Genomic DNA, 23,537 nt, shown 5'->3' with positions numbered 1-23,537 from the left:
AGGAATTTCACAATGGGCTTTATCATGGCAGGCCTGGATGCTGAGGCATACGATCGTAGCTATACCGATGGACAGCTGATCAAGCGCATCATCCACTACTTTAGACCCAAGCTACCACTGATGATCTCCATCATCGTGCTGGTAGTGCTAAACTCGTGTCTGGATACCGCGTTTCCCTTGCTGATCTCAAACAGCATCGATACCCTGGTCAGCACTCGGGCCATGGAGTCAGCGATTGGGCTGGTTATCTTTATCCTGTTCTCAGGCGCGCTCTCATGGACCTGCAACCTGTTCCGCCAGCGCTTTACGGCGCGCTCGGTCGGAGATGTAGTATTGCAGTTGAGGACCGACGCCTTTAGCGCAGTCATGTCGCGCGACATGTCCTTCTTCGACGAGTTCTCCTCTGGCAAGATCGTCAGTCGTGTGACCTCGGATACCGAGAACTTTGCCACCGTCGTCACCCTGACCCTGAACCTGCTCAGCCAGGTGCTGCTCTATGTGCTGATTGTGGTCGTACTTTTCTTCCGCAATGCGCAACTGGCCTTGATGACCCTGAGCATTATGCCTTTGATCATCCTGGTAGCTCTGGGCTTCCGTACCCTGGCTCGTAAGTTTACGCGTAACGCACAGCGCTCTCTGGCGCGCGTCAATGCCAATGTACAGGAAATTGTCAGCGGCATCACCATCGCCAAGAACTTCCGGCAAGAACAGAACATGTACGATGAGTTCAAAGAGATCAATGCACAGTCGTATTATGTCAATCTACGATCCGGCTTTCTATACAACGGCATCTTCCCGGTGCTGGTCTTTATCGCCAATATCGGCACGATATTGATCGTCTACTTTGGTGGACGCAACGTAGCCAGCGGCACGATCTCTGCTGGCGATTGGTTCTTGTTTATCCAGAGCCTGGGACTGCTCTGGCAGCCTTTAACCAGCATTGCGTCTTTCTGGAGCCAATTCCAGCTGGGCCTGGCCGCCAGCGAACGTGTCTTCGCCCTGTTAGATGCCGAGCCACGAGTACACCAGGTCGATCAACAGCCAGTCAAAGAGCTTAGCGGTAAAATCACCTTTAAGAATGTCTTCTTCAGCTACGATGATCGGCAGACGGTACTGAAAGACTTCAGCCTGACCATTAAAGGGGGCGAGACCATCGCTTTTGTCGGACATACCGGGGCCGGAAAATCGAGTATCGGCAAACTGATCTCGCGCTTCTATGAATTCCAGGGCGGCCAGATTCTGATTGACGATCAAGATATTCGCACCTTCGATCTGCAGGACTACCATAGTCGCCTGGGGATCGTGCCCCAGGCTCCGTTCTTGTTCTCAGGGACGGTGGCCGACAACATTCGCTATGCCCGGCCCACAGCTAGCGACGAAGAGGTCAGGGCGGTAGCTCAGCGCATCGGGGGTGGTGACTGGATCGAAGCGCTACCCGAAGGACTGGACACTATGGTAGGTGAAACCGGGCGTGCCCTCTCAATGGGACAACGACAACTGGTGGCCCTGGCGCGTGTCCTGCTGCAGGAACCAGCCATCATCATTATGGATGAGGCCACAGCCAGCGTTGATCCATTGACCGAAGCCCAGATTCAGGAAGGGCTGGATATTATTCTGGCGCGGCGGACCGCCATCGTGATCGCGCACCGCCTCTCGACCATCAAACATGCGGACCGCATCATTGTCTTGAACGATGGGCGCATAGCCGAAGAGGGTTCGCATGAGGAGTTAATGGAGCGCGGAGGCCATTACTCAGAGCTCTATAATACTTACTTCCGCCACCAATCGCCTGACTACAGGCCAGGCGAAGGCTTTATTCCCACCCGCGTCTAGCGGGGCAAATTCTTTTTTCGCGCCTCCTGCGGAGGCGCGAAAAAAGAAAAAAAGTTTTTTCAGGGACACCCCGAACCCCGGCCATGGAACTATCGTCCCCCGGCACCCCCTTCTAACTTTGTCCCCCCAGACAAAACGACCCTCAAAAATGGTAAAAATGGTATATAGTGTACGTGAAAACTAACACAATAGCTATTATTTAATCAATTTTATTGCCTTATAGATTCGCAAGTACGAGGACGTTCATGGGAACACTACCTACTACACAACAAAAGCCCATCCAGCAAGAGCGCTGGCAGCGCGGGGCGCTGGCTGGTCTGCTGGCCGGCATTCTGGCAACTTTACTGATGCTACTCCTGAGCCTGACCATTGGAGGTGCCTCACTACCAGAGGCGCTGGGTTCAGCGATTGCACAATCACTACCGTTACCTATTTTTGATTACTTACACAGTCTGCTCGGCGGCGATGCCAAACACTATCTCTTTTACATTATCCTGGTCGGACAATGTCTGGTATTTGCGCTCTTTGGCGGACTCTGTAATCTGCTGATCGATCGCCTAAACTTTGGACAATGGCGCGACGAGCAGGGTGACCTCGACTATAGCGTCGGGCTGCTGCTGGCCTTTGTACTCTGGCTCTTTAGCGGGCTGATCTTCTTACCACTGACTGGTTCGGGCATTTTCGGTTCCCAGCTGGCGACGGGTGTATTAAACACCATGCTCAGCCTGGCCATCACCGGCGTAGTCTATGGACTCCTCTTCATCTTCCTGCACAACTGGCTGGTCTGGCGTGCGCTCCATCGAGCCAGCGCCCCTGATCAGGAGACGGCAGGTATCTTAGAAAACAAACGCGTGGAGCGCCGTTCTTTTATTCGCAATGGCCTGGTGATAGTGGGTCTGGGCACATTGGGAGTTGCCGCCTGGCGCTTCATTGTTGGGAATAGTAGTGGCCTGGCCGGCTCGGTAGATCCACAGCTCCAATCCAACCTGCTGGATAAATATCAGCAAAAGATCTCTCCACCACCACAACCCAGCTATGGAGAATGGCAAGATGTTCCAGGTCTCTCACCCGAAGTGACCAGCAACGCCCAATTTTATGGCGTCTCCAAGAATCTGGTCTCTGATCCCACTGTAAACGGCGATAGCTGGAAGCTTACCGTGGATGGCCTGGTAGCCCAGCCCTTCACCCTGACCTATAAGGATCTGATGGCCATCCCCACCCACAAGCAATACGAGAGCATGATGTGTATCAGCAACGAGGTGGGTGGCAACTATATGAGCAATGCCCTGTGGGAAGGGATCGCTCTGAAAGACCTACTCCAACGGGCCGGGAGCATCAAACCGGGAGCCACCAAAGTCGTACTTCATGCCGCCGACAGCTATAGCGATAGTATCCATCTCGCCAAGGCCCTGGAACCTACCACCATGGTGGCCGTCAAAATGAATGGTGAAACCCTGCCAACGGCCCATGGCTATCCTGCTCGCCTGCTGGTTCCCGGCATTTATGGCATGAAACACGTCAAATGGATCACCCATATCGAGGTCGTCAACACCGATTACCAGGGCTACTGGCAACAAAACGGCTGGAGTGATCCCGCCCCGATCAAATTGACCTCGCGCATCGACACCCCCACTTATGGCAGCAAGGTCAGCGCTGGCAAGCCAACCTATATTGCGGGTGTTGCCTTCTCAGGCAACAAAGGCATCAGCCAGGTAGAGGTCAGTGTTGATGGGGGAAGAGCTGGCAAAAGGCTAATCTGCGCCGTCCGCTCTCGGCGCTCACCTGGGTGCTGTGGGAGTTGCCGTGGCAGCCACAGGCTGGTACCTATCGTGTCGTTGTGCGGGCCACAGACCTGCAAGGGAATGTTCAGAATCCTCAGATTGCTCCGCCGCTGCCAGATGGTTCATCCGGCTATCACAACATCTCTGTAACGGTCAGTTAACACCTCGCGCCTACGGCGCTCGCTTGATATTTAATGTAAAGTGGAGAGGCGGCCGCCTCTCCACTTTACATTAAATGAAATAGCCACACACAATAGGAATACATGTTTTTATTGAGCGGTGATGTCGAAGGTGGTGGAGGCGGGTTGGGTTCCAGGGGCAGAGATACGGATACGGATTTCCCAGGAACCGCTCATGCTGAAATGGGCCTGGGCCCGGTAGAGACCGGGGGATTGCGCCCGGGCAACGATCTCTTCCGTCCCCATATCCATCGTTAACATAGAACTGGACAACGTGACCTGGGCATTGCTCAGCAGCTGGCCAGTCTCTTTTTTGACAATCTGGAAAGAGAGATTGGCGGGCTGTGAAGTGGGTGGTGGATTGGGATCAACCTGTAAGGTTACCTCATAGGGTCCGGCCTGGGACACCTGTACAGGCGCAGTCGGGCGGTGCGGAATCAACGATTCCAGGGAAGTACCAACAAAGGTAATCAGAATCAACAAGCTAATGCCCAGGACCACGATTAAAAGTTGTCGTCTCTTCATATAATCTTCAATAGAGAAACTTTTTGTAACAATCAGAGCATAAAAAAGGTGGGTTATGCTTGCACACCCCTGCTCATATGAGAGAAGGTTCTATTACGAGCAGGGGCGAAACATAACCCACCTGGAGCTGTATATATGGGAACAATATATGGGAAAACCAACCCGGTTATAAATCTCTATTTCACCTGTATTATATCTGATAGTCCTGTCCATTGCCAGTAAAAAAACAGCCAGTTGGCCGAAATATCGCCGGCAAAAGCAAGAAAGTGGCAGTTTACAGTTGGCGCAGCCCGGCTAACTGACGTATAATAACAATAACACCGTCAACTCCCAGAAGGTACAAAGAGGTGCTAGAGACAAAGACAGTGCAAGTCAGGGTTCAAGGCATACCAGTTTTCGATAGGAATGTACTGTTTGTTTTTATTGCAAAAAGCTAATTGGCTGAATGCAACTTGGAACAGGGCTGATCAGCTTATTTACCGATCCAAGCAATGGCACCTCTGGTGGATGTCCAAACGGGCGAGAGCAAGAGCCAGGAGGCCAGAAAACAACATCGAAGCAGCACATAACGTGCTACTTCAATCGAGAGTGTGTGCCTGGGCGCCACCCTCATTTATTGCCTCATGTCTTACCTCCCGCCTCCAGAATCGAGGAAGAAATGTACAAAGGTCAATCTGGAATGTGGTCCTGGCTGTTTCACCGCATCTCAGGGCTCGGTATTTTACTCTTTCTGTTTATCCACATCGTCGATGTCTCTATGTTGAGCTTCGGACCCGGAGTGTATAACCAGAGCGTCACGCTATTTGATTATTGGATTGTACGTTTGTTGTCACTGGCCCTGGTTGGAGCCGTGCTCTATCACGCCTTCAATGGCGTCAGGATTATAGCGATCGACTTCTGGCGCAAAGGATCACGTTATCAGCGTGTAATGTTTTGGATTGTCCTGGCCGCAACGATCATCGTCTTCATTCCCATGGCCTACGTGATTATGGTGCCCGCCTTCCATTGGTTAACGCAAGCGCCACACACAACAGCAGGTCACTAAATGGCCCGTCCATGATGGAATGACCATCCTGGGCACAGTGAACCATACTCAATGTAAGGAGAAGCATCTTTATGCTGCGTATTTCTAGCGGACGTGGACCTCGACCTGTAGCCGGCGGGTTCGAAACATTTTCCTGGTATTATTTTCGTATCTCAGGGGCATTGTTGCTTGTCCTGGTGATTGTGCACCTTTTTATTATGCACATCGCTAATGATGTTTCCTGCACCACCTACGCCTTTGTCGCTATGCGTTATAGCAACATCTTCTGGCGTGTTTTCGACTGGCTCTTACTCACGGTGGCCCTGACCCATGGCATGAATGGATTGCGCGTGGTCATCGACGACTACGTACATGCACCGGGAACGCGGATGTGGCTTATGTCAATCTCTGTCGTACTGCTGGTGGTTTTCTTTATGCTCGGAACAATCACCCTGATTACGTTCCCAACGGTTCCTGGTGCAACGGGACCACTATGTATTCCCAAATAACAGTGAGGATTAATTATGTATCAGAAGTTTGATGTGGTTATTGTTGGCTCTGGCGGTGCCGGTCTGATGGCAGCGATGCAACTTCCCAATGCCAGCGTTGCAGTCCTGACAAAGGTATACCCAACCCGTTCCCATACCGGAGCAGCGCAAGGTGGCGTTGCCGCGGCGCTCGGTAACCAGGAAGAAGATCATTGGAAATGGCATATGTACGACACCGTCAAGGGCGGTGACTACCTGGTTGACCAGCCGGCAGCGGAAATTCTGACGCGCGAAGCCATTGATGCCGTGTATGAGCTCGAACATCGAGGACTGCCCTTTAACCGCACAGACGATGGGCGTATTGATCAGCGCCGTTTCGGTGGTCATACGCGTAACTTCGGCGAGGGTCCAGTACGCCGTTCCTGCTATGCCGCCGATCGTACAGGACACATGATTCTGCAAACAATGTACCAGAGCGCCATCAAAAATGAGGTGCGCTTCTTTAACGAGTTTCTGGTGCTGGATCTGCTGATCAACGATGGACAGGCCTGTGGTGTCGTCGCGTTAGAGATCAAGACGGGCGAGATTCATACCTTCCATGCCAAAACGATTCTATTCGCCACCGGTGGCTATGGTCGCGCCTGGCGCGTCACCAGCAACGCCTTTGCCTGTATGGGTGATGGCATGTCGATTGCCTATCGCCGAGGTATCCCGCTGCAAGATATGGAGATGTACCAGTTCCATCCCACAGGCATCTATAAAGTTGGTGTACTGCTCAGTGAAGCAGCCCGTGGTGAGGGAGCCAAGCTCCTCAATGGCAAGGGCGAATATTTCATGGAACGCTATATGCCGGTCCTGAAAGACCTCGCTCCTCGTGATATCGTCTCGCGCTGTATCGTGCAAGAGATCAAGGATGGCAATGGCGTCGATGGCAAAGATTATGTCTATCTGGATGTGCGCCACCTGGGAGCCAAGACGATCGCCGAGAAGTTGCCCGACATCACAGACTTTGCCCGTAACTATCTGGGAGTCGAGCCAATCACCGAGCCGGTGCCTATTCAGCCCACGGCCCACTATGCCATGGGTGGTATTCCAACTGATGTCGATGCCCGTGTCGTAATAGATTCACAGTGGACACCGCTGCCTGGCTTCTATGCCGCCGGTGAAGTGGCCTGTGTCTCGGTCCACGGCGCTAACCGCCTGGGCACCAACTCGCTGGTCGACCTGATCGTCTTCGGACGACGCGCTGGCAAGCACATGGCCAAATTCATTCAAGAGAACGATTTTGTGCCCCTGCCAGAAAATCATGAGGAATACTCACGCGAATATATCGACCATCTCTATAGCTCAACCGGCGGTGAGTCGGCGGCCCACATTCGCTCCGAACTCCAGAACGAAATGATCGACAATGTGTTTGTGGAACGGCAAGATGCTGGCCTGCGCCACGCCCTCGATCAGATCGCCGGCCTGCAGGAAGCGTACAAAAATGTCCAGCTACAGGACAAAGGCAAACGCTTCAATACCGAACTGATGGAAGCTGTGGAGCTTGGTTTCCTGTTAGACTGTGCGGAGGCAACCATTCATGGCGCGCTGGCTCGCACAGAGAGCCGGGGAGCCCATTTCCGCCTTGATTATCAGAAACGCGATGACGTGAACTGGCTCAAACACACACTCGCCTATCGCGGCACCAAAGCTCACGATGTACGCCTGGACTATAAAGATGTGATCCTCGTCGACGATCCAATCTTCAAGCCCAAGGAACGCAAATATTAGAGGAGTTGGCAATGAACGTACTGATACGTATTAAGCGCTACGATCCAGAGCGAGACAACAAGCCTTACTGGGACGAATTCCGGGTCGAAGCTGATCCAATCGATCGTCTACTGGATGCGCTCAACACGATCAAATGGACCATGGACGGTACCCTCACATTTCGTCGTTCCTGTGCCCATGGGGTCTGTGGCTCGGATGCGATGCGCATCAATGGACGTAACCGCCTGGCCTGTAAAGTGCTAATGCGTGATGTCGGCAATAAAGTCACCATCGAGCCGATGCTGGGTTATGCGGTCATCAAGGATCTGGTCGTCGATATGGATCGCTTCTTCGATAAATATCGGTCCATCAAGCCCTTCCTGATCACGCATGATAATGAGCCAGGTACTGAACGGCTACAATCACCGGCAGAACGTGCACGCTATGACGAGGGCACCAAATGTATTCTGTGTGGCGCCTGCACTGGCTCATGTCCCTCCATCTGGGGCAATCCAGATTGGGTAGGGCCGGCCTCAATCGTCAACGCACACCGCTTCATCTTCGATAGCCGTGACCAGGGTGCCGCAGAACGACTGCAGCTCTTGAGCCACAAAGATGGCGTCTGGCGTTGTCGCACCATCTTCAACTGTGCTGATGCCTGTCCACGTGGTATACCTGTCACCGATCTGATTGAACAGGTAAAACGAGCTGTCGTATATGGCGGACCAGAAGACGCCTAAACCTTTACAGTTTTTTATCATACATATGCGAAATGAGGTCGGATACATTCACCGACCTCATTTTCTCTATTTGGAGAATTTCATATGGGAATAACAACTGAAAGCTGGCAGCATCAAGATATTATGACCAACACTATCCGGATGCATTATGTCACTCAGGGTAGCGGACCATTAATAGTTTTACTGCATGGCTTTCCCGAGTTCTGGTATTCATGGCGTTTACAGATTCCATTTTTAGCGGAACTTGGTTATACAGTCGTTGCGCCAGATTTGCGCGGCTATAACGATAGTGATAAACCAACCCATGGCTACGACATTCCTAACCTGCTACGCGATATTGTCGGCCTGATCAAAGGGCTGGGATATGAAAAAGCCATTATTGTAGGACACGACTGGGGTGGGGTCCTGGCCTGGAACTTCGCCATCGCCTATCCTCAAATGACTGAACGGCTGATTGTATTAAACGCACCCCATCCAGGTGCCTTTCAACGCGAATTGCGCACCCCGAAACAGCTGCGCAAAAGCTGGTATGTCTTTGCCTTCCAGCTTCCCTGGCTCCCCGAATATATCCTGGGCCGCAATCATGCCGAGGCCATCGGGCGCATGTTCAGGGATACGGCCGTACAAAAAGCAGCCTTTCCACCCGAGGTGCTGGCCCACTATCAGGAGGCCATGAGCAAGCCCAGGGCCCTCACCTCCAGCATTAACTATTATCGCGCGATATTCAACAACCCACAGACCATATTAGATAGCAGGGCCAACACGGCAATCACGATGCCAACCCTCCTGATCTGGGGTGAGCAAGATATAGCGCTGGATATCTCTCTGACAGAAGCGCTCGACCAATGGGTGAAAAATCTGCAGGTCAAGCGCATCCGCGATAGTGGGCACTGGGTCCAACAGGAGCAACCCGAGCTCGTCAATCGCTTCCTAAAGGAGTTTTTACAGCCTGCATAGGCTGCGAGCCTCGCGCCGCAGGCGCGAGGCTCATTTATATATATGTAGTACAGGTTGGAAGAGGCTGCGGCCTCTTCCAACCTGTACTACATATATATAAAGTTGGGGCAGTTACTTGTGATGAAAGGCTGCAGCCTCTTCCAACCTGTACTACATATGAAAGAGATTGAGGCGACTGCGTTATCTAGCTTTTATAAAAAAGGCCAGCTGTGCTTTCTCTCAATTATCCTTTTTGTGTGTAGTGGGTGGTGGAGAGGCGACTGCCTCTCCACCACCCACTACACACAAAAACGCAAGCGCCGCAGGCGCGGGAGTTCAGATTAAGAACTCGCAGCTGACACTAGATAGGAATTTTGCTTTTAGCGTTGTAATTGCAGGGCTTTTTCGTGTAAAATACACATATATTCATATGCATGTATTTAGAGTAGTTCACTGCTCCTGATATTATTTATATTCTATAGGGATTCAAAGTATATTTTTATGTTCATGCATCCTTATAAAATGGCCCGAGCAACGTGATACGACTCTAAATCCTGAAATTAATATCTTCTGTCTCGTCTGTATTTAAAAATTTAATTAGTAAATGCCCGGCAGGGAGGCATTCATCCCTGTAAAAATAATGAATACAACATCATCGCAGCCCGAGGACACTACGTCCCACTCCGAGCTCCGCTCAAGCCAGGCCGAGACTACTCCTGAAAGTATTTCTCCTGTGGAGAAGCTACCGTCTCCCAATGCCATGGATGATTTTGGAGACACGCCAACCGAAAAGGTACCAGTCGCACGCGTGCCAGCGGATGCCTCTTCGGCTTTTCCCCAGAATGTGGAGGCAACATCCGCAGCCAGTTCTGACGCGCCTACAATCAGCTCTGACGCGCCCACAGACGCCAACTATGCACAACCACTGGGACAGGCGCCCATTGAACAGCGTGCAGGATATAATCAGCCCCCATTGCCACCTATCTATTCGGAGAATGACAGTTATGGCCCGGTGCCAGCGCCACCACCACCTTATCCAGGCTATCAACCTTTTGATGCTTATTATCCCCAGCAGGTACCCACTCCTGCGCCAGCAAAGGCAGTTAGAGGTATAGCCCGGCCATTGCCCACCTGGGCATTTATCCTGGGCCTATTCGTCATTGTAGGGGCATTGATCACCGTCTTCATCACCGGTAGCGACTGGGCCGACGGAGACCTACGCGTCTCATTCAGCGCGGCCGGACTGGCACTCGTGCTGTTGATTGTGTTGGGGGTTCGATCCCTGGTCGGGATGGCCGCGCGCAAGATAAACTAGCCATCCAACAGCGCTGCGTGTCCCATACGTGCTAGACGGCTCTCACGCTCGCCTCCTTTGTCATGCTAGTTGCGTACGTCTTCAGTGCGCAGGGACACGCGATGTACGTACTTGCCTCAATTTCATGTCCAACCACATTGAGACAGGCTGGCATAGATTCGCCTTTCTGGTCCTGCAGTCACGCTCGGTCGACCATTCTGAGGCCCAAACAGACCAGCACTGCGCTGAAACACATTCTCGCGAATATAATCTGACGCAGAAATAGGGTAACCCACTCTAGATAGAGATCTGGCTGGCGTCTGAATCGCTTCAAAGAGACTAGATTGAAGCCATATTTAGCTCGTTCTAACCAGCATGGCCAGCTCATCCAATCTCACAAAACCGTGGCAAAATGCAAGCAAGTTCACTGTGATTCAGCGAATAAGTGAGCTTCACCCGAACGCCAGATAAGACAACTGCTCCACACCTTTATATCCCCACACGCATATAGACGCAAAACAGAGCATTCCAGCTCATCCCCCAGTCTATATGACTCTCATCACTCTAGCCGATGTCTACAAAAAAGTAATTAGATGCCTGACAACATCACTTCGAGCACTGAAACGCAACCCTGCCTATTGCTGAATGCTTTATCGCTCTAGACCTTATTCCTTTATTCTTGCTTCAAGGCCGTCACCAAAACCGATGCAGGTGGCACTGGAATCGAGCACTTACCCTCCTTTATAACACGAATCACGCATCGCAGAATGCAGCCGCCCAGACTCGATATATCTTACAATGGTTGACGCGAACTGATGCCACAAAGCAGCGCAAATATGTTTCGCCAGAGCCTATGCTGCAAACGGCGCTATCCCACAACATCTCAGCGAGCAATGTTATACAGTTCGTGCTATACAGTGGAATCTGAGTCCAAGATAAAGACCGTTTCAAACTTTCACTCGAGCGCAGAATAGACTACAGAACTAAGAATATGGTAGGAGTATGTACATCTTGTGCACGCGTTCGGCGCGGTCTTATCAAGAACTCCTAGCTAAGTTGCTTCGAGTTACCCCTGAGCACTATCTAATACTCGTAAACAAAGCAGAAAAGCGGACCAGTTCGCTCTCACGCCTCATTTGGTACGTTCTTACATCACTCTCGGTCAACCAAAGCTACTAGCATGACTATTATAGAAGTTAATAACTGTTTTTTCTCTAGGTGCAGCCTAGTAGGTTCCACCCCTTGACTAACCGCCTCTCTAGCATATAAAGTCTATTAACCAGCAAGGTTATCAAAGCCACGTCCCGAAACCCATCACACCACCACGCCATTATCACACGGCTACACTGCTTTTGGCATCCGTACTACACCACAGCCTCCCCACCGACGACCAAAGTTTGTCGACATATTGACTGCTTATGGTTGTCTATTCAATACGCGTATCACAGCGACGCATGGATCGAAGCATTTTACCTTCTGGGCTGTGTCACCACAAAATACGAGCCCAACCAAGGGCGAACCCGAATTTGCTCGGCTCAGAGCGCTTATCGCTCAGGCTCGCCCCTCTATTCCAGTCTTGACCCGTATCATGGATAAAATTTTAGAGGCTGATAAACCAAAGCAATCAAGCCTGCTACCTGAGAGCCGAACACGACAAAAAAAAGAACGAAGAAAGCGTCTCTCGTATGATAGCTTGCGTGGCCCTGTTCTTCATTGTGATTTCTCGGAGGGCGCGCGACAACTCTGACCGTCATACGACTGACACCCTCTAGTTGATCCACTCAATTCCCCATTTATATTGGTCTGCAGATATCATCACCCAAGAACATAGAACGCTCCTGTAACTGTCAACACGACCACCGCATATCTGTTGCCTTAACGTCGCCCCGCTCATGGCTCCAGATTTTGCGCCATTTCAGACGCATATACAGCTTCACCAAGTCGGCATTCTGGACCTTCCATCACTCGCGTTTGATACATCTCTGGGCCGCCAGTCGTGATAAACATACATTAATCCACGACCAATACTGTTCCCAATGCCAATTCGATGATAACGTAATCGCCTCCGGTCTCCATTAAGGACTCTTCCTTAGCGTCTGTTCCCGATTACGACCTTAAGCTTGTATTGGTAGAGTTAAGAGGCAAGAGCCGTCCCCACTGATTGAATATAGGAGCCGCAGAGCAAATCAACTCATAGGCCACTTATATTGATTGCGTTGCCTAAACCAAACATCTCACAGCCGCATCACCGAAGCGATATTGATCACACAATCAGTCTAAGACGCAGATCTCTCGACCTCACAAAAAATACGATTTCATTCTATCGTTTATCGGAAGCATTAGTAACAATCCCTCGCGAATTAGATCGCGGAGAGTGATTCCAGTACAACGCCGGACATCTTCACTTTGGCTAAATCTGCACTCACAACGCAATCTTCATGAGTGTATGAATCGGTGATACACTGTGAGTAAAGAATATCAAACCAGTAGCAAGGAGAAGAGCTGATCGCAATTGGTCAAGTAGAACGTCCTATTGGCTGGATACTCACTGATCATGGAAAATTAGCTCGCACCTGCAATAGAGCCTTGAGCCCAAGAATTTGCCTGCACATATGTGACACTTTGTGCATGATATATCCATCCCATTTACGCTCGGTCCCTATTGCTACGATCACCATGGCCTACAACACAAAGACGCAACCGGTCAAGCAACTGATGTCTGCTCTGTGAGTAGATTAAATAACTCTCATTCAGATGCCTCATGTGCTCACGTGTACTTCGTTTAACCAATCAGTACATGACGTTGCATACCACCAATGAGTATCTAATTGATATCATCCTGTCTATGCATGCGCATTTTTAAATCCTTTCATTCGACTATACATATTTTTTTCCTCAAGTCACCACTATATTCTCACTTTATTCTCTAGCACCCCTCACTCTGAAGCTCCCCATGCATCTGTCAGGCATAACAACTGCTAATATTTCGCTTACATAGCTTAATTTTTTTTTTTTATGCCCCTGAACTCTTTACTTATTGTCTCATATAGATCTTAGATCTATGTAAACCACATCTAATACGATCCAATTACCATGAAGCTTATCACTTCCTTCTTACTTAACACATAGTCCGACTCAAAAACAGATTGAAATACCGCCAAACTCACTAATTAAAATTGTTTGTCCTCGCAATTCTTTAGTTAAAATACGCAGGCACTTGCGTGCAACATAGTAATTTTAGCTAAAGAAATATTTACTTATACCTCACATACAAGAAACGGAACGTCTCTTATAACTGGTAGAAGTGCTACTCTAGAAACGAAGGGACGATAGAGGAGTCACATTCCTTTTCAACTATCCCCTAAAAGGTTATATATTCTTGTTTTTTGCCACATGGTATACTTTAGAGTAGCAATTGTGCGCTATAAAAAACACATGGTAGCACGCTATTGAAATAGCATATCTTTACGGAATAAGTTTGAACATATGCAATGGTTCTTTATGATAAAAGGAGTTCTCTATGAGCCTCTCTCGCTGGAGGTCCAGTGTACTCTCCCTGCTGATCCTGACGCTCACCTTGCTGGTGATCGCAGGCTGTGGCAGTGAGAGCAAAACACAGACAACTGTGAAGCCCACAGCACCCGTTAAACCCACCCCAACCGTTGCCAGCGGACCAGGACAAAAACTTCTGGATGCTATGGCGCACACCCTGGATACAGCCAAAACGCTGCATGGGATCTTTAATCTAACCAGTTCGAGCCAGGCTTTCCATGGGGTAGTCGAAACCGAATTGTGGAAGGTGGCACCCGATAAAAGTCGTACTGAAGTACAGAAGTCCACTCTCTCCCAGGTGGGGGCAGGCTCCCTGGTGGTGAGTGATGGACAACAGACCTGGCAATACGATCCCACCAAGAAGGTAGTATATACGGGCAAAGTGACCCACGATGCCAATACACCAGAAACACAATCCAGGGGGATAGCAGGCTCCACTGGAGGTCAGAGCCAGAGCTTGCTGAATATCATTCAAAGTATCTTTGACCACAGTAAGGGAACGCTCCGCTCTTCATCCGCGCAAGTAGATGGGCATAGCGCCTATGACATCCATGTAGTGCCCAGCACCACTGACACAGGAGCGGACACCGCCAGCTTTAATTATACCGGCGAGATCTATGTAGATAAAAATACACAGCTCCCACGGCAAGTTGACCTGAACATCAATAGTCTGGGTAACATTACAGTTGCTATACCGCAGCTGGACCTCAATCAGAATGTAGATGGAAAGCTGTTTAGCTTTGTTATTCCTGCGGGTACTAAGACCCTTCCTTTAGCAGATGCCAATGGGAATCAGGATACAAGCAGGTTAACGCTGGCACAGGCACAAAAAATGGCTGGCTATCATCTGCTGAGCATTCCTGGCGACCAGAGCGATTACAGTCTGAATGGAGTTGCGGCACTGGGAACGCCGGGTCTACAAACCTATACCTTAAACTATATGAAAGGCAGCCTGGCCTTTACACTGGCGGAGGGCAAGCCGTTAGCCAATCTACCTGGCCGAGGAAGTGCGATCACACTACGCGGTACCAACGGCACCCTTTATAGCAGCAATGGGACCACTACCCTGGCCTGGACCGAAAAAAGTATCGGTTATCGACTCAGTGGTGCCATCAGCTCTGACCAGGCACAGCAGATCGCGAATCTGCTCAGTTAAAATCATCCAGACCGAAACTAAACCACAAAACTAAAAAAGGAAGATGATCTTGAGGTCATCTTCCTTTTTGCTATATTTTGCTATATAGAGAGCTAGATGTGCTATTGGGCCAGCGTATCTTTGACCACCGCAGCCAGAGCTTTAATAAAGAGAGGGCTGGTATTCAAAGACTCGATACGGGCAAACTGAATCCCATGTTCTTCAGCCTGTTCGCGCGCGCCAACTTCAATATCATAGAGGATCTCCAGATGATCGGCCAGGAACTGTACAGGAGCAATCAGGACATGCTGTTTACCAGCCTCCTTCAGTTCAGGCATTACATCGGCGAAATCCGGCTTAAGCCATTCCTCAGGAGTATGGCCGGCGCTCTGATAACAGAACATCCAACGATCATCCGCCAGCCCGGCGCGCTTAGCAATCGCGGCCGCCGTCTCTTTAAGGTGATCAATATAATCAGGCTCGTTTTCAATCACCCGCTTAGGCATGCTATGGGCGGTCAAAAGGACCGGGACCTGGTCACGCACATCTTCTGGAAAACGTGCCAGCGCCTGTTGAACACGCTCAGCTACCGCCTGCAAGAAGAAGGGCTGCAAATGCCAGTCGGTCGAGATCTTCAGCTGCAGGCCATCCTGGTGCAGATTCTCATAGGCCTGCTGCAAAGTCTTGATGTAGCCACTCATAATAATCGGGAGTACTGGGGTGACATTATAATACCCACCAGAGATTGCGCGCCGGAAGCCGTTTCAGGGACCATATCAGCCACAAAAGGTGGCGAGAAACGCATACCCGCGGTCACATGATAGGTGGTACCATCGGCACTACTGGTGTTCAGTTCCTCTTCCAGGGCCTGAGCCTGCTCACGCGTAATACGAATCAAAGGTGAGCCACCAATCAAAGCATAGCGACGCCGAAACTCTGTCAACACCTCCTCGGAAGGCTCCCGACCACCATAAACATTTTTAATATAGGCAGGAATATCCTCCTGAGTAGCCGGAGAACCATACGTCATCAACATGACACCAACATGTTTATTTGCCATTTGTTTATTCCTTTATCACTTATCTTTTTGTCGTTTCATGGACAGCATCAACCAGGCGGCGCAGCAGATCTGGATCTGCCGCCATGGGAATACCATGTCCCAGGTTAAAAATATGTCCCGAGCGATTAGCGGCCCGGCGTAGCACATCCTGCATACCCGCTTCCAGCACCGGCCAGGAGGTCAATAGTAAAGTCGGATCAAGGTTACCCTGGATACCACGCTCCAGGCCAATACGCTCCCAGGCCGTATCCAGCTCAACGCGCCAATCCACACTGATCACATCGCCGCCAGCCTCAACCATGGTTTCCAGCAAGGCCGCAGCTCCGGTCCCAAAATGGATCGCAGGTGTGCCAGTCTGTTTAATAGCCGCGAATATGCGCTGTGTATATGGCAACACAAAGCGGCGATAAGCACTGGGGCTCAGCGTACCAATCCAGCTCTCAAAGATCTGAATGACATCAGCCCCGGCTGCAATCTCGGCCAGGACATATTGAGTTACCACAGTCGTGACCTTTTCCATCAAGGCGTCCCAGAGCTCTGGCTGGCCATACATCAAAGCCTTGGCTGTTGCATAATCGCGTGAAGGCTTGCCCTCAATCATGTAGCAAGCCAACGTAAATGGTCCGCCAGTGACCCCGATCACCGCCTGCTTTCCCTCTAATTCGCGCCGCACCAGGCGTAGCGCATCAAGAATATAAGGAACAGACTCTTCAATATTCATTAGACGCAAGGCCTCTATATCACGGGCCGAGCGAATTGGATTATGGATCACAGGCCCTTCGGTACGGAGCTCGAAATCGATGCCCATGCCCTCTAAAGGGAGCATGATATCCGCATAGAGAACAGCCCCATCCACCCCGAAGCTCTGTACCGGCATTAAAGTCATCTGAGCACATAGTTCAGGGGTTTTAGTGAGGGTTAAGACGTCATATTTCTCACGTAGCGCTTGATAGCCTTTCGAACTACGGCCAGCCTGGCGCATAAACCAGATTGGGGTTGCGTCAGGTTGCTCATGCCGGCAGGCGGCCAGAAAACGCGCAACACCAGTTGATGGAGCGTGAGGTGGCTGTACGGTAGTGGCAGGTAATCTATCTTGTTGCATAAGTGTTCCTTGTTTGATTTTTGCGCATCCTTTAAGGTGCCTGGGGATGCCTTTTATATCATAGCGCGGTCGCCAGGAAATTGGCAACTCTAAATCTATAAAAATCTTCATGAAGCTGTGTTTTTTTATAGATTCTTAGATTTTTGAGGGGGTTGATTGTTTTTTTCATTGGGATCTTGCTGCGCGCAAGCGGACGTGCGCATACGCGCCCGAATCCCCTAATTAACTGTGGTGTAGCCAGGGCGCTCTACGCCCTGGCTACACCACAGTTAAGGCTCATGCGCACTTTGTGTGGGAAACTCTGCCAGAGAGAGTTGGTGATGTGGTTCAACCCGCTCTCGCAGCCAGTCTTCTTGAAGGGTACGTTCGAAGAGGCCTCCTATACCACACAAAGTGCGCATGAGCCCAGTTAATTAGCAACTTACAAAAATTATTTGTGCTCTTAAAGCTGGATCACTGCGGTATCAGGCTCAGAAATATTATTGTGGTGCAAGGATGACGTCCTGCGCCCTGACTACACCGCAGTAATTAGCAACTTGCAAAAATTATGTGTACTCTTAAGGCAATATCAATGTGACACAAAGCTCAAAAATATACCCCTATGGTGTAAAGATGGCGCTGGGCGCCATCTTTGCACCATAGAAAAAAGGGGGGCTCGGGCGCGTATGCGCACGTAGTGGCACAATTATGACGTAATTTTGGAGAGTTTGAAATGGGTAAAGCTGGCCGTAGCTACATCAGTAGCAGAGACAGTACCCGACGTAAAGGCAAGCTGGCCAGACTGATATGTCGAATCCTGGGTCTCACCCAGAAAAATTCCATTGATATAGAACCTGAAATCACTCCCTTTAGCCAGTACGAACAGCGTATTTTGGCCGGAGCCAGGGACAATCGCGCTACTGGCGGTGGGCTTGATCAAAGTAACATATTGATCTCGGCCAGCCCCCAAGTCATGACGCAAGAACGAAAACTGACCCACACTATTAAGCTGAAACGCATAGTATTGGTCCCCACGCATGCGCAGTAATATTCCGGCGGTACTACCAGACAATAAAGAGACATTCACCTGTACACTGGCATCCCCGACTAAGGGAGAGATCAATGCACAGGGCACTTCAGTTGATCCCTGGCTACGAGTGACTTGATACGAGCCATGGGCAAAGACACAACTAGCGGGTGCCTCGGACCAGCGGCCACTGGCATTATTGGCCAGGTCATCCTGCAAAATCGGGGCTCCAGCCATGGTCGTGGTAGTGATAGATGTTGCATGTCCCCTGGGTTGAACATTGGTCGTGGACACCGACTGTGAGCCAACCACAACGGTTTCAGCAGGTCGGGTAGCATAGAGATAATACACATAACTGGCGGGAAGGATGAGAAAAAGCAAGATGCCAGCCCCAATGATACCAAAGAAAATGGCCGTACGACGCCTACTGGTACGACGCTTACGCAGGCGCGGTTTTAAGGCAACTGGCGCCTGTTCAGGGCGACCCTCACCCTGCTGAGGCGCAGACGAGCGCGACCTGAAACGCTTGCGTACAGGTACCATCTGGATAGAAGAAGCTGGATCATAAGTAGCAGGAGTATATTTTTGACGACCTGCCGGTCTGGAAGCGCGCGGCCGGACAGCAACCTGGAATAAGGGTCTAGATGAGATAAAGCTCCTGGCCTGAGAGATAGAATAGCGACGGCGCCGACGTAGCTCAGGGGTCACCGACACCTCCTCATTAACCAGCATTGCTTCCGGCAGGCTGACGCTATCAGCCAGCACGACAGGCTCGTAACCCTGCGCGAGCTCCATCTCAGCCTGCGAAACAAATTCTTCCTCATCAAGTATAGGGGGAGCCTGCAAGGCCTGTTGAAAAGCCTCAGCCAGTGCTAAAGCAGAAGGATAACGATGACGAGCATCTTTTTCCAATACCTGCAACACCACACGATCGATAGCCGGTGTCAGAGCTGGATTATGGACCGAAGGTGGTAATGGCTTGTCACGTAACTGCTTCCAGAATACCGAGACTGGTGTTTCACCTTCGAATGGCAGGCGAGCGGTCAACATTTGATAGAGAAGGATACCCAGAGAATAAATATCTGTACTGATAGTGGCAGATGACTCAGCCAGATCGGGGGCCATATATTCAGGTGTACCCATCAAAATACCAGAGCGCGTAAGTTCCGCTGTCGCATCCACAATCTTAGCCAGGCCAAAATCAGCCAGGTACACATGGGTACGATCGCGCAACAGAATATTTGAAGGCTTAATATCACGGTGCAAGATGCCATTATCATGGGCAAATTGGACGGCACTGGCAATCTGATTCAGCATCAGACCGGCCTCCTCAGGAGAAAGAGGGCCTGATCTAACAAATCGCGCAACGTCCCACCCGGAGCGTACAACATAACCAGAAAATACCATGGCTCAAATTCTTCATAATCCAATGCCGGAAGAATATGGTCATGTTGTAGTTTATCAATGGCCTCCGCTTCACGGCGGAAGCGCTCAAGATAATCATTAGCATATCCGGTCATGACTTTGATAGCAACATGTTGCTGAGCAACGTCATCATATGCCAGATATACCTCTGACATACCGCCGCTGCCGAGCAGATGCTGTATATGATACTGTTTAACAACAGTTCCCTCTAGACCAGACATAATAATTTGCATTCCTTACCATAATAATGATTATCTTTACAAAAACGATGATTATCTTTTTATTGGTGGGAATATTCTGGAGAGCAATATATATAACACGAAGCGACAAGAGATATAGATGCACAGATGCGCACATCTACATTTAGAGAAATATATTTTTTAGTGAAGATGAATGTCAGGAAAAGGCACACCAATAGCCCTGCAGGTTAGTCTCAGTGCCCCTTGCCAGGACCTTTACCAGGACCTTTGCCAGGACCTTTGTCAGGTTTGCCAGGACCTTTACCACCAGGGCCTTTATCTGGCTGCGGTGGGGTATCGCCATTATAGCTCGAGATGATCTGCTGGGGTGCCTGATAATGGGTAGGAGGTGTTGGCTTTTTAGGTTGGGCCGCATGGGTCGGCGTTGGTTTCGGCTTCAAAGCAGGCAGAGTATTGTTCGTCTTAACAGCATCGGTGGTGATCACATGTTGAGGATGAGAGGGAGCTGCATCAGCTCCCTCAAATGACATTTTAAAACCCTGTGGTCCAAAACTTGCGTGTAAAAATGCAGGTGCCATTACTAACAACAGGGGCACCAACAAAAGGGTAAACAGGAAACGCCCCCGTAACATGCGATGCTTCTGACGCACAATTGTAACACGTGGCTTCTCCAAAGCAAAACGAGAAGCCTGCGTGGTCATCATTGACATTGCCTGGCGATTCTCTTCTGCCAACTTCACAGCTTGAGCATAAGCCAGATAAAACTCCTGGGCGGACTGAAAGCGATAGCGGGGATCTTTCTCTAATGCCTGAATAATCACCGCCTCTACCTCTGGTGGGATAGACGGGTTATAGGTAGAAGGGGTTCAGGTATATCGCGGATATGCCGCAGATAGATGGCAATAGGAGTATTAGCTTTAAAAGGTACGCGACCAGAAAGCATCTGGTACATGAGTATGCCCAGGGCATAGACATCGCTACAAGGTGAGGCTTCATGCTCAGCTAATTCGGGAGCCATATATTCGGGCGTACCAATTAAATACCCGGTCAAGGTAAGGCCATTCTCTTCACCCACACGTTTCACCAGCCCAAAATCGGCCAGGTACACATGGTTACCATCCCGCATCAGCACGTTAGAAGGTTTAATATCGCGATGAACAATTCCTTTATCATGGGCAAACTGAAGTGCCTGAGACAGTTGGGCAAGCACTCGATCGGCCTCAGCAAGCGACAAAGGTCCTTGCTGTAACCGCTCATTCAGAGTTCCATGTTCAATATACGGGGTTACCAGATAGCACCACGAATCAAATTCACCGTAGTCTAGAACAGGCAAAATATGTTCATGGTTCAATGCAGCCTGCGCCTTCACTTCAGCGCGGAAACGCTCGTAATAGTCACCTGCCCCTGTATGCACTAACTTTACAGCGACAACCTGATCGTTAGCAGTATCACGCGCGAGATAAATCTCGGCCATGCCCCCACGTGCCAGGCGTTTCAGGATTTGATAGTGTCCAAGAGTGACTTGTTCTAGCTGTTGCATTACAATCCCCATGCTAAAATATACAAGCTGTTCCATCACACGCAGTAAAAAGCCATCAGTAACGCAATTCGTGCAACTGATACTGACGCCACAAACAGATTGAGGCATTTGGATAGAAGAGAGGAGAACACGCTCATCCCAACTCAAGCATCATTGCTCATCTGATAATAGGAAGTAACCTTACATATACATACACGGCTGTTTATCTTGATTGGTGTCAGGATGTGATTAAATAGCTATCTCACGATAACGCTTCAAACTTCGCTGTTCCTGTATCTCCACCTTCCAAGGTATATGTGTGCGGGCGTGCGCTGGCGCGTCCGCACCTGTTTTCCTATGTGGTGTAGAAAATGTGCGCTGCACATTTTCTACACCACATAGGAAACAATTATGAGCTCCATAGTCATGAAAGCTCTTACACAAACAGCGCGGCAGTGATGGGAAGCGTAAGAGCGTGTCAAACTCTCATGGTCTCCGCGATCTTCACGCCTGAGTTTGTGCGTCTTTGGCACTCAAGAAGTCATCTTATGTGGTACAAAAAAAGAGATAGTTATACTTGCGCATCAGTGCACTAGCATCTTTGTAACCTCTAACTCTAAATTTACTATATTGAATCATTATATACAAATAAATAAACTCATGAAGGGACTATTATATATAAGATCATTGAGTAGCGAGGCGTCTTTTAAGCGGATGGTAAAACTAGTTTAGCGCTCACATCGTCTAGCTTTACGGCCGAAAAACCTGCGGGTTGAAGGTCGAAAATTGTATGATACAATGCAGAGCAGAGTGCTAAAGAAGGGGAGATTCGCATGTCAGACCGCATTGTTTATTCGACTGAGAGTGGTCGCATCTCAACCTGTCCTCAATGTGGGCAGCCATATAAAGATTGCCGTTGCGACCAGGCAGTGAGCCCTAAAAAGAAAAACGACGGTATCGTGCGCGTAATGCGCGACCGCAAACAGCGTGGTGGAAAGACCGTCACCGTAATTACTGGCCTTCCAGACAAAGATAATGAACTGGCCACCCTGGCCCAGCAATTAAAAAAGCTCTGTGGCACCGGTGGTACCGTTAAAGATGGCAACATTGAGATTCAAGGCGATCACTGCGCCAAAATACAAGCAAAGCTTACCTCCCTGGGATACAAAGTAAAGCGGGCTGGCGGTTAGCCCCGATACAGGAACAGGCTGGCATAAAAAAGCTGCCCGGACTGGCTCGACTATATAATCGAGCCAGTCCGGGCAGCTTTTTTATGCCAGCAGGAAAACACAAACTTCCGCTTTAGTAGGGGGACTGTGGAATACTTATAGTAAGGGGAGTTAGTATCATAGTTATAAGGGAGTAGAACGGAGAGGATAAACAATGAACATAGACGAGCAATTTGAACACTTCCTGGCAGGGTTAGGAGTAGAAATGGAACGACCAGAAGATCGGCATTATAGTAGTGATTCCATTCCAGAGATCTCCATCTTTCAAGCCTCGCGTGATCATTATGGTGTCTTCTATCGTTTGGACATTATTGACCAGAAGCCAGAATTACGTATTATGGTTCCGGTAAATAAAGGAGACGCCAAAATGGATATTTACCTGGTCCGGTTGAGTGAACGTACACCACTCAATGAGAGTTTTACCAGGATGTCCATTTACGAAGGAAGCGGAGCTTATGAGCAGGGACGCGACGCCACTTTACAACATCTTTTGTATGCCGCCGCGGAAATGATGAAACAATTATTCTGGGCAGGAGATGTCCAAAGTCAGGTTTTTCCTCCCGAAATAGAAGTTTACCCGATTCTGGTTCAGACCGAACGCAGCATGGGCAAAAAGAAGTCCCGGTAACTAGCAGACAGATTAAATACAAAAAAGGAGATGCCCGCAGGACAATAGCTGTCCGCTGGCACTCTTTTTTTGTGCTCATAGATATCATTAGGGCCATTTTTAGCACAAAAAGAGTCGTCTAACAACCCT

General features: G+C 49.8%; 17 protein-coding genes and 1 pseudogene. 11 read left to right on the top strand and 7 right to left on the bottom strand.

Annotated elements, in window-relative coordinates:
- Window positions 1-12 precede the first annotated feature (12 nt).
- Together EL645_RS13355 and EL645_RS13350 are read left to right on the top strand one after the other, a co-directional pair.
- The gene (locus EL645_RS13355; protein WP_126550748.1) at window positions 13-1,833 is read left to right on the top strand and encodes an ABC transporter ATP-binding protein; all 1,821 of its coding nucleotides are present in this window, start codon (window positions 13-15) and stop codon (window positions 1,831-1,833) included.
- A 245-nt stretch (window positions 1,834-2,078) separates the two neighbouring features.
- The gene (locus tag EL645_RS13350) at window positions 2,079-3,764 is read left to right on the top strand and encodes a molybdopterin-dependent oxidoreductase (protein ID WP_126550746.1); all 1,686 of its coding nucleotides are present in this window, start codon (window positions 2,079-2,081) and stop codon (window positions 3,762-3,764) included.
- A 119-nt stretch (window positions 3,765-3,883) separates the two neighbouring features.
- Here the strand turns inward: EL645_RS13350 and EL645_RS13345 are convergent, their stop codons facing one another.
- On the bottom strand, window positions 3,884-4,318 hold the full coding sequence (locus EL645_RS13345; protein ID WP_126550743.1) for a FixH family protein: 435 nt from the start codon (window positions 4,316-4,318) through the stop codon (window positions 3,884-3,886).
- A gap of 445 nt (window positions 4,319-4,763) precedes the next feature.
- On the opposite strand from EL645_RS13345, the gene sdhC reads away from it, so the two are divergent.
- The 7 genes from sdhC to EL645_RS13310 all read left to right on the top strand — a co-directional run bounded on the left by sdhC (window position 4,764) and on the right by EL645_RS13310 (window position 15,260).
- Window positions 4,764-5,363, top strand: a complete 600-nt coding sequence (sdhC, locus tag EL645_RS42600; RefSeq protein ID WP_246035354.1) for a succinate dehydrogenase, cytochrome b556 subunit — start codon at window positions 4,764-4,766, stop codon at window positions 5,361-5,363.
- Window positions 5,364-5,434: 71 nt separating this feature from the next.
- Window positions 5,435-5,851, top strand: coding sequence for a succinate dehydrogenase/fumarate reductase transmembrane subunit (locus EL645_RS13335; protein WP_174845300.1), 417 nt, complete (start codon window positions 5,435-5,437; stop codon window positions 5,849-5,851).
- A 15-nt stretch (window positions 5,852-5,866) separates the two neighbouring features.
- Window positions 5,867-7,603 carry a succinate dehydrogenase flavoprotein subunit gene (gene sdhA / locus EL645_RS13330; protein ID WP_126550740.1) on the top strand — a complete coding sequence of 579 codons (1,737 nt, stop codon included), beginning with the start codon at window positions 5,867-5,869 and terminating at the stop codon, window positions 7,601-7,603.
- 11 nt (window positions 7,604-7,614) lie between these two features.
- Window positions 7,615-8,322 (top strand): succinate dehydrogenase iron-sulfur subunit, encoded by a 708-nt coding sequence (locus EL645_RS13325; protein WP_126550738.1) that lies wholly within the window; start codon window positions 7,615-7,617, stop codon window positions 8,320-8,322.
- Between the two features lie 84 nt (window positions 8,323-8,406).
- Window positions 8,407-9,279 (top strand): alpha/beta fold hydrolase, encoded by an 873-nt coding sequence (locus EL645_RS13320; RefSeq protein WP_126550735.1) that lies wholly within the window; start codon window positions 8,407-8,409, stop codon window positions 9,277-9,279.
- Between the two features lie 619 nt (window positions 9,280-9,898).
- Window positions 9,899-10,573 carry a hypothetical protein gene (locus EL645_RS13315; protein ID WP_126550733.1) on the top strand — a complete coding sequence of 225 codons (675 nt, stop codon included), beginning with the start codon at window positions 9,899-9,901 and terminating at the stop codon, window positions 10,571-10,573.
- A gap of 3,499 nt (window positions 10,574-14,072) precedes the next feature.
- On the top strand, window positions 14,073-15,260 hold the full coding sequence (locus EL645_RS13310; protein WP_126550731.1) for a LolA family protein: 1,188 nt from the start codon (window positions 14,073-14,075) through the stop codon (window positions 15,258-15,260).
- A 101-nt stretch (window positions 15,261-15,361) separates the two neighbouring features.
- On the opposite strand, the gene hemH is transcribed toward EL645_RS13310, so the two are convergent.
- The 6 genes and pseudogenes from hemH to EL645_RS13280 all read right to left on the bottom strand — a co-directional run bounded on the left by hemH (window position 15,362) and on the right by EL645_RS13280 (window position 21,572).
- Window positions 15,362-15,940, bottom strand: a complete 579-nt coding sequence (hemH, locus tag EL645_RS44120; RefSeq protein WP_218031830.1) for a ferrochelatase — start codon at window positions 15,938-15,940, stop codon at window positions 15,362-15,364.
- Window positions 15,937-16,299, bottom strand: a complete 363-nt coding sequence (locus tag EL645_RS44115; protein WP_218031829.1) for a ferrochelatase — start codon at window positions 16,297-16,299, stop codon at window positions 15,937-15,939. The genes hemH and EL645_RS44115 overlap by 4 nt, the downstream gene beginning before the upstream one ends.
- Before the next feature lie 19 nt (window positions 16,300-16,318).
- The gene (gene hemE / locus EL645_RS13300) at window positions 16,319-17,401 is read right to left on the bottom strand and encodes a uroporphyrinogen decarboxylase (protein ID WP_126550728.1); all 1,083 of its coding nucleotides are present in this window, start codon (window positions 17,399-17,401) and stop codon (window positions 16,319-16,321) included.
- Between the two features lie 685 nt (window positions 17,402-18,086).
- A pseudogene (locus tag EL645_RS13295) lies at window positions 18,087-19,987 on the bottom strand (serine/threonine protein kinase).
- Window positions 19,988-20,265: 278 nt separating this feature from the next.
- Window positions 20,266-20,853 carry a hypothetical protein gene (locus EL645_RS13285; RefSeq protein WP_126550721.1) on the bottom strand — a complete coding sequence of 196 codons (588 nt, stop codon included), beginning with the start codon at window positions 20,851-20,853 and terminating at the stop codon, window positions 20,266-20,268.
- A 5-nt stretch (window positions 20,854-20,858) separates the two neighbouring features.
- Window positions 20,859-21,572, bottom strand: a complete 714-nt coding sequence (locus tag EL645_RS13280; protein ID WP_161977348.1) for a serine/threonine-protein kinase — start codon at window positions 21,570-21,572, stop codon at window positions 20,859-20,861.
- Window positions 21,573-22,384: 812 nt separating this feature from the next.
- Here EL645_RS13280 and EL645_RS13275 point away from each other — a divergent pair.
- Window positions 22,385-22,741: a translation initiation factor Sui1 gene (locus tag EL645_RS13275; protein ID WP_126550715.1), complete on the top strand. Its 357-nt coding sequence runs from the start codon at window positions 22,385-22,387 to the stop codon at window positions 22,739-22,741.
- 193 nt (window positions 22,742-22,934) lie between these two features.
- Window positions 22,935-23,408: a hypothetical protein gene (locus EL645_RS13270; protein WP_126550712.1), complete on the top strand. Its 474-nt coding sequence runs from the start codon at window positions 22,935-22,937 to the stop codon at window positions 23,406-23,408.
- The last annotated feature ends 129 nt before the right edge of the window (window positions 23,409-23,537 follow it).

This window comes from Dictyobacter kobayashii (assembly GCF_003967555.1).
Taxonomy (GTDB): Bacteria; Chloroflexota; Ktedonobacteria; order Ktedonobacterales; family Ktedonobacteraceae; genus Dictyobacter; species Dictyobacter kobayashii.
This window is presented reverse-complemented; position numbering and strand designations above follow the sequence as displayed.